Source organism: Hyphomonas sp. CY54-11-8 (genome assembly GCF_000682735.1).
Taxonomy (GTDB): Bacteria; Pseudomonadota; Alphaproteobacteria; order Caulobacterales; family Hyphomonadaceae; genus Hyphomonas.
Genome location: NZ_AWFD01000004.1, coordinates 44096 through 58148 on the forward strand (window position 1 = coordinate 44096; position 14053 = coordinate 58148).

Genomic DNA, 14053 nt, shown 5'->3' on the forward strand with positions numbered 1-14053 from the left:
TCTGATGTTCAATAAGTTTTCTGGCCCGATAAAGTGAAGCCTCATCTGGAACGGGCCAAGTTTTGGAGCGAACGCGGCCCAATGCTTGGAATTGGACAATTGTCGTTTGAAACCCTGAAATTTGAGGCGGAAGATTCGTGTGCACGAATTACCCTGACGCGTCCGGGCAGCATGAATGCACTGTCCGCTCTAATGGTGAATGAACTTGCGCAATGTGTGAAAGATGTTGCCGAGCGCGATGAGATTCGAGTGCTGACTATCACTGGGAGCGGGCGCGCCTTTTGCTGCGGTGCTGACCTGAAGGGCGTTTTGGGGGAAGTTCAGGCTGGTGACAATACCGGGTTTCTTGGCTTCCTTCGCGACATTCAGAACGTGTTTTTGGCTATTCGTGCTTTGCCGAAGCCGACAATTGCAGCGCTCAATGGATTGACTTTGGCCGGCGGACTGGAGCTAGCCATGACCTGCGATGTCGTGATGGCGGCGCGCAGTGCGCGGCTGGGCGACGCCCATTCCAATTTTGGTGTTCTGCCGGGCGGCGGGGGATCTCTCTTGCCGAGGTATGTTGGCGAAAAGAAAGCGAATTATCTCCTATTCTCCGGCGATCATTGGTCGGCGGAAGCGTTTCGTGAAGCCGGATTTGTAAGCCAAGTTGTTGAGGATGACGACTTGTCATCGGTTGCAGAGGCGCTTGCTGCAAAGCTGGCGGAGAAAAGCCCGCTTGTACTTCAGCGTATGAAGGAGATGGTTGCCGGAAGCGCACACTTGTCCGCGCGCGAAGCCATCGCGTTGGAAATGCGCCATCTCGAAGCGCATGCAAAATCCGCTGACTTCCTCGAAGGGCTTTCAGCCTTCAGTGAGAAACGAACACCGAAATATTCAGGCCAGTAGCGGCCATCTGTAGATGGGGAGAGAGTCTTGTCGGATAGTAAGATTTATATTGTAGGCGTCGGCATGACGCATTTCGGGCGGCATCTGGAAGCAAGTATTTCTGAATTGCTGGACACCGCCATTTTGCGTGCGGCGGATGATGCAGGCTGCACCAAGGCCGCCGTGGAGGCAGTTTACCATTCCAGTGCGACCCAAGGGTTCTTGCAGGGACAAACCTTTGTTCCTGGCCAGGTTGCGCTCAGCAAGATCGGGCTGACAGGTATTCCCGCATTCAATATTGAAAACGCCTGTGCGTCCAGTTCATCCTCCTTTCACCTTGCTGTTCAGGCGCTTAAGGCTGGTATGCAGGACGTTGTCCTGGCGGCGGGTGTCGAGAAAATGAACGTGCCTGACAAGGCGAGGATGTTCGCTGTGTTCGATGGCGGTTGGGATGTTGAGACACCTGAGGAGAATGCCAAAAGGCTTCTCCAGTTGGGCGAAGGTGTTGCCGAACCGGAGGGATCGGAATCTGAACGCCCTTATAGCGTATTCATGAAAATCTACGCAGCGTTCGGCCGGAACCATATGAAGCGCTATGGCACGACTCAGCGCCAGATTGCTGCGATAGCCGCGAAAAATCATCAGCATTCAGAGCATAATGAGTATTCGCAATACCGTCAGCCTTACACGATTGATGAAATTCTTTCAGCACCTCCCATCACTTACCCTTTGACGCTGCCAATGTGCTCACCGATCTCGGATGGTGCTGCAGCGGTCATCCTTTGCAATGAGGAAGGCTTGAGGAAGATTGGTGCCACTACGTCACGAGCCGTCCAGGTCATGGCCAGCGCCGTTGCAAGTGGAAACCCCGCGCGCAGCGCCGATGCACCGGAACGCCATGTTGCGCGAATTGCCGCTGAGAGGGCGTATGAAATGGCCTGCCTTTCACCAGAAGACATGGACGTTGCCGAGGTGCACGATGCAACCGCGATTGGTGAGTTGATGCACGCCGAGAACTTGATGTTAGTTCCGATCGGTGAAGCAGGCCCGGCAGCGGAACGCGGGGACTTCACGATTGGCGGCTCAATCCCGATCAATCCGTCTGGCGGGCTGGAGTCCAAAGGCCACCCCATCGGCGCAACCGGGCTGGGGCAAATTCATGAGCTTGTCACCCAATTACGCGGCGAAGCTGGAAAGCGCCAGGTTGATGGTGCCCGACACGCTATCCACGAAAACAGCGGCGGCCTAATTGGCATTGAGGAGGGTGTTGCTGTGGTCAACATTTTCAAGAGGGCAAATGCATGATTGGGGGATTAGATATTTTCTTTGACAAGGCTGAGCTCGCCGCAATCGAAAGCCTGCGTCGCTATCTTGATGAGCAGCTGGAGCCGGAACTGGCTGCGCATGGGGAAGACTTCGTTCCAAAGGACAAAATGCAAAGCTGGACGCAAAAGCTGGCAGAATTTGGTCTCGTCAACGCCCCACAGCCGGAATCTGCCGGCGGGCTGGGGTTGTCCTGGAAGCTGCACGTTCAACTAATTGAAGAGCTTGCCTATAGTTCGGGAGACTTGGCGATAGCCGCACTTGTTAATGGCAGCGCAGCGTCGATGCTGGTCAAACTCGCGCCGGAGCACATCAAGACACGTTACCTGCCTAGATTGTTGGCGGGGGAACTTTTTGCGTCTGTCGGCATTTCCGAGCCGGATGTCGGTTCGGATGTCGCGGCGGCGAAAACCAGGGCTGTGCGAGATGGTGACCATTGGGTGATTTCTGGTGAGAAAACATGGATCACCAATGGTGAGTACTCAGATTTTTTCATCTGCACCTGCCGAACTGGCGAGAACGAACTGACCCATATCCTGCTCGATCGCAATGAGCATCCTTATGAAGTCCGCGGTATTCCAAAGATCGCGCTCAATCGACAATCAACATCACAGGTTTTTCTCGATGATGTGCGCGTTCCGGTCGAGAATACTATCGGTGAAATAGGCTCGGGTCTGAAGAACACGCTCACCCTGTTCGAACGCGCGCGAGTTCACGTCGGGTCGTGGGGCTATGGCATGGCGCGGCGCGCGCTTGATGAGTCAATAAAATATGCAATCGACCGTTCGCAGCATGGCAAACCAATTGCCGGCCACCAGCTCATTGCAGAAAAGTTAGCTGTAATGGCCACAGAGATCGATGCAGCGCGCCTGTTGTCTTTGCGCGCAGCGGGCATGATTGACGCCGGACAGCGCTGCGACAAGGAGTGCGCAATGGCAAAATGGTACGGTACCGAAATCGCTGTCAGTGCAACGCGCCAGGCAGTACAGATTCACGGCGGTAATGGCGTCACGAAGGAGTTCATTGTCGAGCGCCTCGCCCGCGAAGCGATGATCGCACCCATTCCGGATGGAACGACGGAGATCCAGAAACTCCTTATCGGGCGGAGCCTGACGGGCGTCTCGGCGTTCAGGTGACGTCCCGTGTCTAAAGGACCTCTGCAGGGCATTCGGATTGTCGAAATCGAGGGCATTGGGCCGGCGCCCTTTTGTGGCATGCATCTGGCCGATCTGGGCGCGGATGTCGTTCTCATAGAGCGAAAGACCAAGGGCTCCGATCCGGGATCGACTTTGCCTGTCGGCATTCTGAAAAGAGGCAAGCGCTCGATCGCTCTGGACCTGAAAGACTCTGAAGACCGCGCGGTCGCGCTGGATCTGATTGCGACGGCGGACGCCCTGATCGAGGGCATGCGGCCGGGAGTGATGGAACGCCTGGGCCTTGGTCCGGAAGTTTGTCTGGGGCGGAACCCACAGCTTGTCTTTGGTCGCATGACGGGCTGGGGGCAGGCGGGACCGCTCGCCCAGGCGGCTGGACATGATATCAATTATGTATCCGTCAGTTCAGCTGCCTGGTTTGCAAGCCCAACTGGAACGCGATCACTGCCGCCACCAGGCTTGATCGGGGACATTGGCGGCGGTGCGAACTATCTGACGATTGGCATTCTCGCGGGCATTCTAAAGGCCAGGGCCACCGGTGAGGGCGATGTGATTGATGCAGCGATTGTCGATGGGTCGGCGCATATGATGAACCTCATCTTCGATTTGCTGCCCAGCGGCATGATGCAAGCCGAGCGCGGGCGCGGCTTTCTGGATGATTCCCCTTGGTACAGTTCCTATCGCTGTGCAGACGGGCGTGACATCACGCTTGGCGCGCTAGAACCGAAATTTTACGCAGAACTTCTACAGCGCCTCGGTCTTGCAGGCGATCCCGACTTCGAAGACCAGTATGATCGTGATAGCTGGTCGAAGCAGTCAGAGAAGTTTCGTGCTCTTTTCGCAACCGAACCATCTGCATACTGGCAAGACTTACTAGAGGGGACCGATGCATGCTTTGGCCTTGTGGAAAGTCCGATCAGTGCACCTTTGCACCCTCATAATCTGGCGCGCGGAATCTTTGAAAACAGCCAGGGTTATGTTCAGGCTGTTCCGGCCCCGCGTTTCCAATCGAACGTGCAGGCAATCCCCGGTCCAGCACCTGAGCATGGTCAGCACCAGCAAGAGCTGCTCAAGGAGTTGAAAACCCGCAACTAGATCCGTTGCAAGTAGGTGTCCCAGGCTTTGTCGCTGGCACAAAATGACGGAACATTGGCGTTGCGCGGGGCTTGAGAAACTTCGCCGTTCCAGTGCAATCTTGCTTGGTATGAGAAAAAATCCAGAACCTCATCCACTGGGGTGTCCGGGAGGACAAAATGAACGGCAAAAAAATGCCCGCCACAGCGCTGAAAGTCATTCTGACGGGTGCTACGATCGGTCTTCTGGCTGCCTGTGGAGGGGCGGTCGACTCTGGCGACGCTTCCACACAAGCCTCCCAGGGGATCAATGAGGAACGTTTGCTCAATGCTGCAGGCGAACCACATAACTGGCTTACTCATGGTGGCACGTTTTCAGAAACGCGGTTTAGCGCGCTTGACGCCATTAATCTGGAAACAATCGACCAGCTGGATCTTGCCTGGGCGGCACCGCTTGGCAGCTATCGTGGCGTAGAGGCAACCCCGATCATTGTTGATGGTGTCATGTACACTACGGGTTCGTGGAGCGAAGTGCTGGCGCTTAATGCTGCCACAGGAGAAATTCTTTGGCGCTACGATCCGGAGGTTCCCCGATCAAAGGGCGCACATGCTTGTTGCGATGTCGTCAATCGCGGCGTGGCTGTCTATAACGACAAGGTCATATTCGGGTCGCTGGATGGTCGTCTGATCGCTCTTGATTCAAAGTCAGGCGAACAGATCTGGGAGACCCGTACTGTACCGCTCGAAGAACCCTATACGATCACAGGGGCGCCTCGCATTGTGAAAGGCAAGGTCATCATCGGAAATGGCGGTGGTGAGTTCGGCGTTCGCGGATTTGTTGCAGCGTATGATGCTGAAACAGGTGAACAGGCCTGGAAGTTCTACACTGTGCCGGGAAATCCGGATGATGGATTCGAAAACGAAGCCATCGAGATGGCCGCTGAGACCTGGACAGGCGAATGGTGGAAGCTGGGCGGTGGCGGGACTGTCTGGGACAGCATGGCATTCGATCCTGAACTGGACCTACTCTATATCGGCGTTGGAAACGGCTCGCCCTGGAATCAGAAAGTACGAAGCCCGGACGGCGGCGACAATCTGTTCCTGTCATCAATCGTCGCGTTACGTCCAGACACAGGAGAATATGTCTGGCACTATCAGACGACGCCGGGCGAAACTTGGGACTACACAGCTACGCAGAATATCATTCTAGCTGATCTTGAGATCGAGGGAGAGCTTCGTAAGGTGCTGATGCAAGCGCCGAAAAACGGCTTCTTTTATGTCATCGACCGAATAAGCGGCGAACTTATTTCCGCAGAGCCATTTGTTCCCGTTAACTGGGCCACACATATCGATATGGAGACCGGGCGTCCTGTTGAAAACCCCGAGGCGCGCTATCTGTCTGGTGGACCTGCGCTCGTCAAACCCAGCCCATTTGGTGCCCACAACTGGCACCCCATGTCATTCAATCCGGAAACAGGGCTGGTATATATTCCCGCACAAGATGTTCCTTTCCTCTATTCCGATCAGATCGAGGGCGAGATTGCCCGCTTTGACCGAGACGCATTCAATATCGGTGTCAGCCTGACAGACGCATTACCGGAAACAGAAGAAGCACGTCGCACACTTCTGCGCCAACTTGTCCAAGCACATCTTGCTGCCTGGGATCCGGTAGCTCAGAAAGAAGTCTGGCGTGTTCAGCATGAGCGAATGTGGAATGGAGGTACGCTGACAACGTCTGGAGATCTGGTATTCCAAGGCACGACGAGCGGCGTTTTCAATGCTTACAACGCCAAAACAGGCGAAGAACTGTGGTCGTATCCGGTTGGTGTCGCAATGGTCGGTGGACCTGTGGCGTATGAGGTCAATGGCGAGCAGTATGTTGCTGTATCAGCTGGTTGGGGCAGTGGTGCCAATTTGCTCGCCGGCTTCTATGTCGGGCAGACAGGAGGCCCGGTTGAAGGCCATGTACTTGCCTTCAAACTTGGCGGAGAGGGCGAGCTAAACGTCGCCGCGCTTCCGCAGAAGGCAACGCCTGAGCCAGCGCGACAGCCGCATTCGGCTGAAGCGGTTGTACGGGGCACAGACCTCTACGGTCGATTCTGCGGTGTCTGCCATGGCGGCGCGGCCATTTCGTCCGGAACGCTCCCCGATCTGAGGCAGTCAGCGACTCTCGGGATAGACACTTTTGATGCTTTCCTCCTTCAAGGGGCCGGCGAAGCGATTGGCATGCCCAACTTCGCCGGCCGCCTAAGCCAACAGGAAGTCGATGATATTGAGGATTTCATCCTCTCTCGAGCCTGGATGGCGTTTCAAGACGAGCAACAGTCGACGTCTCAAGCTGAATAGTATTCTGACAATTCGCTAAACCAGTACAAATCTGTCACTCTGGGAGACAACAAATGAAACCTCATATCGCTGCTGCTGCAGTCGCAATCGTAGCCGTGCTTGGTGCATGCTCCACTATCCCAGTCTTTGATGCGTCGGGTCCGGAGTTTCCTCCAATGAACCCAAATCTGGTGGACAGCGAGCTTGCCACCACGCATTTTAATCCGGCTCAACAGGATTCCCTTCCGTTTGCTGGGCCGGTCGGTATTCACGAGATTGATGATGAGGGTATTCAAAGGGTCCCGGCAGGGTTGGTGAACCTCACGCTTATGCAATTACCAACTTATCCTTCAGGTGAGCAGGTGGCCATCTCCGCCAACAATAATCGTATCTCCAAAATCCTGATTAGCGATGGCAAGTTTCAACTGATCAATGCTCTGCCTGTGGAAGGTCAACCCTTCATGTCTGTCGAGGATGCTGAACGTATCGCCGTCGAAATGGATAGTACGGCCTCAGAAGCTGAACTGCTTGGCTATCTCAATCGGAACTATCCACGTTATGTTGAGCGGGTCGTCGCCAGAGCAGCAATCTATAATGTCGTCGACCGCAATGGTGACTTCTACACTGTCGTCAACAACGATGTCGTCGTTTATGGTGATGCCGAACCCGGCAATCCGCTGTCACCACTGGTGGAAAAGCGCCGCTTTCAGCTGCCGCGCGAATATTTCAATCCAACACTGGAAGACCCTGATGCTGTGTTCGGATTGAATCTGACTTATGATGGCATGCTGGCGCTGGTGACGATGGGCGGCGTTGTCGTCATCGTAGACCGAAATTTTGAACAGGCACCGATCATTCATGAGTTGGCTGACGATGAGCAGGTTACGAACTCGATCGCCATTGATGAGGGTGGTGGCATTTATGTTCTCTCAAATAGGAGGCTCCATAAACTGGTTTGGGACGGGGAAACACTTCACTCTAGAGGGTATGGCGCGTGGTCATCAGAATACGATTCCTTCACCGGCAAACTTGGCGGCGTGAGTCTCGGCAACGGATCAGGCTCTACGCCCTCACTTATGGGCTTCGGAGACGAGGAAGACAAACTTGTTGTCATCACGGACGGAGAGTTGATTATGAATGTCGTCGCCTTCTGGCGCGACGATATTCCAGAGGATTTCGTCCAGAAGCCAGGGACCAAATCGCGTCGAATTGCCGACCAGATTCAGGTTAGTTTCGGAAAGTCTGACCTTGAGCGCGCCCAGTCTGAGCAATCCGTTGCGGTATATGGCTACGGTGCCTTGGTGGTAAACAACACATTGCCATCGCCATTGCCAACAATGCTGGAGAATGTTGTCATGTCTGGTAGACTACGCAAAGGACCGACGGGTGCTGAAAAGTTTGAATGGGACGTTGAAGCTGACCGCTGGGTGCGTGCCTGGGCAAATCCCACTGTATCGAGCCCATCAACCGTCCCCATGATTTCTGGCGGCGCCCAACAGGTCTATGTCAATGGTTTCGTAGACGGAAAATGGGAGGTCACAGGTCTTGATTGGGAGACGGGTGAAGCCGTTACACGGCTTCGCCTTGGTGATAGCCACATTTACAATGGCGCTTACTCTGTCATTCACCTCCTGCCGGGCGGCGATATCGTTCTTGGAGGATTGCTGGGCATGATGCGGATATCGGTCGAGCGCTAGGTGTTGACTTTAGTATGATGTGTTGAGTTTCGGCGCTCTGTGCATTGTAGTTAGCGGTGAAATCTAGTTCTATAGATCAAGCTTGATTTGGCAGGGAGTACAATCCGCGTTAACTATGGCTATCGGTGCCGGTGAGCGGCGTCGAACTCAAGCGGTCTACAAAACTGTGGACCAAAATCAGACCGAACTGAGGACCAAGAATCGATTACACCTCCCGTAAGTGATTGAAAAATATGGATAAAAAATATGGAATGTGGCACGTCACTCGCGCCAAACTAAACTATATAAGCCGTTGATTTGCAAGCGGAAAAAACCCGACGATCTGTGCTGCTTCGGGTTAGGCGCGACATTCGGGGTTCGAACCTTGAACACCTCGAATAGGCATCCCGCGCTTTCGTCGTTAGCCTGTTTGGTAACAAGCCTGACGATGAATATGCGATGACGTTTCTGCTCCAGCCCGTGAAGAATGATGAGCGTGCACTTGCCGGTGCGCCCATGATTGGCGCGGCTCAGAAACTTCTGGCGTATCTGGCCGAACATGATGCGATCGGCCTGACGAAGGGCAAGGCGTTTCAGCGCAAGTTCGTGCACTGGGCGGCTGCCGAGTTCGCCTGGCCGGGCTGGGAAGAGGACAAGCTGTTCCTCGTCAATAAGGTGCTGAATGAGGACGATTTTCCGCCGCTCGAAGCTCTGCATTTCCTTCTGCTGAAACTCGAGCTGATCCGGCATTACAAGCTGACCTGTCGGCTCACCAAGGCGGGCAGGGACATTGCTGACAAGCCCGGCGATCTCTTCAACCTGATCGCGCCATTCTGGTTGTTCGAAGTCGATCATGCCGCTTCGTCGCGGATGCCCGAGCCGAGGCTTGGCAACTGGGATGTGTTTCTCGGTGTGCTGAATACGGAGGCGGTGCCAGGCGTGACATGCGGCGCGCTTCGTGAAATCCTTTACGGTCCGCCGGACGCCGGACAGCCCTATGACCGCTTGCCGGGAATGATCTGGTCACAAATGCTTCAGCCGCTGTGCTGGATGGGGTTGCTGGCCGAGACAATGTCAGACGATCGACAGCATTTCGCAGATCGCGTCTACAGCACCACCGGTCTTTGGTCCGAGGCCTTCTTGTTCCCGTTTGATGACCAGGTCGGTTTGGTGACGCTGCATTGACGTCATCGCTTCGAGCACTTGAAGCCGCGCCCGTCGGGTGTCGCACAATGGGTATTTCGTGACCCATTCAAAACTTTAATGGGTCACGAAGGGGGCGGCGAAAGTCTTTGGCCGGGCAGTTTCGGCCTGTCAGGCGATACTGTTGGGAGGAGCCTCGATGGAATTGATCTCCGCTTCGAGCACTGCGATCGTTTCCAGAATGGCGTCGAATGGCTCGGGCGCATCGAACAGCATTTCAGCCATTTGCGCATAGTCAGATCGAAGTGCGGCCTCAAGTTCAGGCGCTGGCGCGAGTCTGAGCGTTGGCGGTCGGGCCGTCTCATAATTTGCCCAGGCCGCCCGGAAGAAGACGGATTTGTGAAGCGCCACAGCTTCAAGAAGCGCCAGATCGCTCAGGGCCTGAGGCCTTGTTTTGGATCGGGCGAGTTGCGCGAGGTCGTAATAGTGACGCGACATCCTCTCACCGAGCGGCCTCGCCGCATCCCGGTGCGCCAACATGTGAAGGATGGTCGCCTTTTCCCAGAATGTCCGGGCAGCTGACAAGGTCTTCACCGATACGCCTGGCTCTGAGAACAGGTCCGGAAACTGTTCGTTCACAAAGGGAAAGATGTCCCGCTGCTCTGCCGGTAGGTGATCCGAGCGTGCGCCGAATTCGAGGCGAACGAACGAACGCACATAGGGCAGGGCGGCTGTCGCAGGCAGGCTTTCCGGATAGGTGAAGATCAGCGTTTGCGGGTCATCATCTGAAGTTTTCAGAAGGACCGGTTTGCCAAGCGCTTCGCTCATCGCTTCTGACAGAGCGGCTTTGACCGAACCGCCGACTGCCTCAATGGCGCAGGCTTCGAGTTCGTCGAGCAAGGCCTTTCGGGTCTTATTGCTTGTCGCGTTGGCCGGGTCGCGCTCACCGGTGAAACCGAGATCATGGCGGTCAAGGCTGAGATCGATGTCTTCGGAGAAGCGGCGGATCAGGCCATAGGCTTTCGAAAGAGACGTGCCGCCTTTGAAGATCAGGCCGGGAATCCTATCGCCAAGTGAGAAAGCGCGCTTGATCGTCCAGCAGACCCAGAAGTCTTTCTCGACAATGGCGGCTTGCACGCCCATCCGCGCAGCCGTCTCCTGAAAGACCTCCGCGCGGATGGTTGCGGTTTCCTGCGCGAAACCATCCACTGTCAGGCCGCCGCGATCTGCTGAACCACCGGGCGCATCCATCCTGGTGCCTGAAGGGCATCTTTAACGAGGGCGCGGCGGGTGTCGGCGTCAATCGTCCTGGAGAGGCGCGCTACGACGCTTGCATCCACCCCATCCTTGCCGAGATAGCGCAGCGCCTGGAACACTGCACCGGTCGGTTTGCCAGCGCCGACAAGGTTCCTGGCGGCGGCGTTGCGCATGATGATGGTCTGCGCCCCGATCTGCTTCGTGCGGCTTGGTCCATCTGTCAGATAGACAGCCTTCGCCGGAACCTGTGTGGTCAGGCCGAGCATGTTCGCCGCGCGCGCCGGCGAGACCTGGACGACGCGTCCATCCTTTCGGGCGATGGCGGCGGCGACAGCATCAGGATCGGGCGACAGGCGGCCCAGACGAGGACTCGTCTTCGGGTAGTCATAAATGCCCCGGGCGAGTCGACGGATCACGCCCTGATCGGTCAGTCGCGACAGCGTCTGATCGACAGAGGCGCGCGAGCCGAGATCAAGGAAATCCGCGGGGGTAAAGACAGCCCCGCGTCCCTTGCCGATGATGCGGCGTTTGATCTTGTCGATGGCCATAGCCGGCTCCTTTATGTCAGAAAATAGGGCAAGTATTTCTGACAGTCAAGGGGCTGATTGGTGTGTGGTTCGCCACATGGTAATGTAGGCTTGGGGCGCGTGAAAGCTAAACGGCGAGAGGACCGCGATCCGGCGCGTGCGTCGGTCAGGGGGCTGGTAGCTTGAGGTATGTTTCAAACCCTCGGACAAGGCGCGCTTCTGTCCGATGAAATGTAACTTGCCGAGCTTTGTGTTGAGCGTCCCGCTACTTAAGCCCAGTCCGGCAGTGCTGAGGTCAGGGCGAACTGGAGCCGACACCGTAATTCGGCTACGCTCAGGCCGTGCACCGGAATCGTGTCAACTGCAACGATACGTCATGCGTGCATCATTCAATTTGCCTACGGAATGATATTGCCGGAATCGGCGACGGTAGTTTTCCACAGGCTTTTTGCAAGGTATTGATTCAATACAAAAATTGCAGTTCTTTCATCATCGAGTGGGAATAGGGGCTGTATTCCGATGAGCACCAATAAACGTATCGTTGTGTCCAGCGATCACGCGGATATCGAGCTTCGCAAGACCATTGCAGTGCATGTCGCTGCTCAAGGCTGGGATGTGGTCGATATCGGACCGATGACGTCGGAAAGCACCCACTATCCGATTCACGGAGAAGCAGCGGCACAGAAGGTTGCTTCCGGCGAATGTCAGCTCGGGATCATCGTTTGCGGCACCGGCCAAGGCATTATGATGGCGGCCAACAAGGTGAAAGGTATTCGTTGCGGTGTGTGCAGTGACACCTTCTCTGCCCGAATGATCCGGCAACATAATGATGCGAACATGCTGTCCCTGGGCGCGCGCGTCGTTGGGGAAGGTCTGGCGCTGGACATCGTCGACGCTTTCCTGAATGCCGAATTCGAAGGCGGTCGGCACGGAACTCGCGTCGATATGATCAAAGCCCTCGAAGGTTAGCGCCGGGGAAGTGTGGCAATTCCTGCCGGTCTCGCCGAATATGGCGGAGACAAGGGAGGAAAGTATGGAACAGGCAGGCGACTTCCTCGAGGAAAGCCGGGCCCTTTACGGGCTACTCGTAAACCGCCCCGAAGCAGACTTCGGCAAGGTGACCCAGTTCAAGGACTGGACGGTCGATGATGTGCTCCGCCACCTCCATTTCTGGAACTGGATGGCTGAGCTTCAAATCGTGGATGAAGTGCGGCTCGAAGAAGAACTCGCAGCTGTCGGCGCCCAAGGTATGCGCTCTCGTGAGCAGGCTCATGTAGACGGGGCATCCGGTCGCCCGCTGCTCTCGGTGTGGTGGGATCAGGCGCAAAAGACTGCAGAAGTTTTTGCAGAAGCAGACCCCAAAGCCCGCCTGAAGTGGGCCGGGCCATCCATGAGCGCGCGCTCGTCCGTAACGGCAAGACTTATGGAGACCTGGGCCCACGGACAGGAAATCTATGATGTGCTTGGGGCGGAACGGGTGGACGCCGACAGGATAAAAAATATCGCCGTGCTGGGGATCAATACTTATGGCTGGACTTACCTGGTCCGCAAGGAGGAGCCAATCGGCCCCATGCCTTACGTGAAGCTTACGGCACCGTCCGGAGAAATCTGGTCGTTTGGCGAAGAAGACGGCGCCAATCGGATTGAGGGCCGCGCCACGGAATTCTGCCAGGTGGTGACGCAGACACGCCACATAGAGGATACAAACCTGAAGGTGACAGGACCGGTTGCGGAAGACTGGATGTCGAAGGCGCAGTGTTTCGCCGGCGGCCGGAATGATCCACCAGCTCCAGGAACCCGTTTCCGTGCGAAAATCCTGACCTGAGACGAAATCACTCCGGGCAGATACATGGACAAGCGGGGCAGGGGCTGCCAGTTCTCCTGCCAGCAAAATTGGAGGCAAGCCGTATGTCGGTCATCAAACTCGAAAAACAGGGTCCCATCGTCGTCATGACGCTCAACCGGCCGGACGCAATGAATGCGCTCGGTCAGGATGGTGACGGCAAGGCCATTGCGGCGGCCTGCGCGGAAATCACAGCGGATCCGCAAATACGGTGTGCCATCCTCACTGGCGCCGGCCGGGCCTTTTCGGCGGGCGGCGACGTCAAGGCGATGCAAAACAAAACCGGCGCCTTCGGAGGCAAACCGCACGACATCCGCGAAGGCTACCGCCGGAACATCCACGTGATCGTGCGGTCTCTCTACAATCTGGAAGTCCCGCTGATCTCAGCGATCAACGGTCCGGCCATCGGCCTTGGCTGTGATGTGGCCTGCATGGCGGATATCCGGATTGCATCAGAGAAGGCCAAGATGGGCGTGACCTTCCTGAAACTGGGGCTGATCCCAGGCGATGGCGGCGCCTGGCTTCTTCCGCGCCTGATCGGCTCCTCGCGGGCAGCACAGCTCCTCTTCACCGGTGACGTCATCGATGCCCATACCGCTTGTGAGTGGGGGCTCGTCTCTCAAGTGGTTCCAGGAGAGCAGCTGATGGACGAAGCCATGTCGCTCGCTCAGCGCATTGCAGGCCAGCCGCCGCAAGCACTGCGCCTCGCCAAGACGCTGATGCGCCAAGGCGCGACGACATCCTATGACACAATCATGGAAATGTCTGCCGCAGCGCAGGCGCTGATGCACGAGACCGACGATCACATGGAAGGCGTCAACGCCATCCTCGAAAAGCGCACACCTGAATTCAAAGGCGAATAGGC

At 56.2% G+C, this 14053-nt stretch carries 12 protein-coding genes; 10 read left to right on the forward strand and 2 right to left on the reverse strand.

Annotation, left to right across the window (positions count from 1 at the left end):
• Nucleotides 1–81 precede the first annotated feature (81 nt).
• The 7 genes from HY17_RS05320 to HY17_RS05350 all read left to right on the forward strand — a co-directional run bounded on the left by HY17_RS05320 (nt 82) and on the right by HY17_RS05350 (nt 9603).
• Nucleotides 82–888 carry an enoyl-CoA hydratase/isomerase family protein gene (locus HY17_RS05320; protein ID WP_051599723.1) on the forward strand — a complete coding sequence of 269 codons (807 nt, stop codon included), beginning with the start codon at nt 82–84 and terminating at the stop codon, nt 886–888.
• 27 nt (nt 889–915) lie between these two features.
• The gene (locus tag HY17_RS05325) at nt 916–2172 is read left to right on the forward strand and encodes a thiolase family protein (protein WP_233348651.1); all 1257 of its coding nucleotides are present in this window, start codon (nt 916–918) and stop codon (nt 2170–2172) included.
• Entirely contained in the window at nt 2169–3326 is a 1158-nt protein-coding gene (locus HY17_RS05330) for an acyl-CoA dehydrogenase family protein (protein WP_051599724.1), read from the forward strand. The genes HY17_RS05325 and HY17_RS05330 overlap by 4 nt, the downstream gene beginning before the upstream one ends.
• Before the next feature lie 6 nt (nt 3327–3332).
• Nucleotides 3333–4439, forward strand: a complete 1107-nt coding sequence (locus HY17_RS05335) for a CaiB/BaiF CoA-transferase family protein (RefSeq protein ID WP_034763804.1) — start codon at nt 3333–3335, stop codon at nt 4437–4439.
• A 158-nt stretch (nt 4440–4597) separates the two neighbouring features.
• A complete protein-coding gene (locus HY17_RS05340; RefSeq protein WP_197020229.1) occupies nt 4598–6763 on the forward strand; it encodes a PQQ-dependent dehydrogenase, methanol/ethanol family in 2166 nt (721 codons plus the stop codon).
• A gap of 53 nt (nt 6764–6816) precedes the next feature.
• A complete protein-coding gene (locus tag HY17_RS05345; RefSeq protein WP_139068737.1) occupies nt 6817–8439 on the forward strand; it encodes a hypothetical protein in 1623 nt (540 codons plus the stop codon).
• Nucleotides 8440–8877: 438 nt separating this feature from the next.
• Nucleotides 8878–9603, forward strand: a complete 726-nt coding sequence (locus tag HY17_RS05350) for a hypothetical protein (RefSeq protein WP_051599726.1) — start codon at nt 8878–8880, stop codon at nt 9601–9603.
• A gap of 129 nt (nt 9604–9732) precedes the next feature.
• Here the strand turns inward: HY17_RS05350 and HY17_RS05355 are convergent, their stop codons facing one another.
• Nucleotides 9733–10812, reverse strand: a complete 1080-nt coding sequence (locus tag HY17_RS05355) for a nucleotidyl transferase AbiEii/AbiGii toxin family protein (RefSeq protein WP_155843532.1) — start codon at nt 10810–10812, stop codon at nt 9733–9735.
• Complete coding sequence (locus tag HY17_RS05360; RefSeq protein ID WP_045693911.1) at nt 10773–11366, reverse strand: DUF6088 family protein; 594 nt, start codon at nt 11364–11366, stop codon at nt 10773–10775. The genes HY17_RS05355 and HY17_RS05360 overlap by 40 nt, the downstream gene beginning before the upstream one ends.
• A gap of 498 nt (nt 11367–11864) precedes the next feature.
• Between HY17_RS05360 and rpiB the strand changes: the two genes are divergently transcribed.
• The 3 genes from rpiB to HY17_RS05375 all read left to right on the forward strand — a co-directional run bounded on the left by rpiB (nt 11865) and on the right by HY17_RS05375 (nt 14051).
• Nucleotides 11865–12314 carry a ribose 5-phosphate isomerase B gene (gene rpiB / locus HY17_RS05365; RefSeq protein ID WP_034763808.1) on the forward strand — a complete coding sequence of 150 codons (450 nt, stop codon included), beginning with the start codon at nt 11865–11867 and terminating at the stop codon, nt 12312–12314.
• Between the two features lie 64 nt (nt 12315–12378).
• Nucleotides 12379–13170 carry a TIGR03084 family metal-binding protein gene (locus HY17_RS05370; RefSeq protein WP_034763811.1) on the forward strand — a complete coding sequence of 264 codons (792 nt, stop codon included), beginning with the start codon at nt 12379–12381 and terminating at the stop codon, nt 13168–13170.
• Between the two features lie 83 nt (nt 13171–13253).
• Complete coding sequence (locus HY17_RS05375) at nt 13254–14051, forward strand: crotonase/enoyl-CoA hydratase family protein (protein WP_034763814.1); 798 nt, start codon at nt 13254–13256, stop codon at nt 14049–14051.
• Nucleotides 14052–14053: the final 2 nt, after the last annotated feature.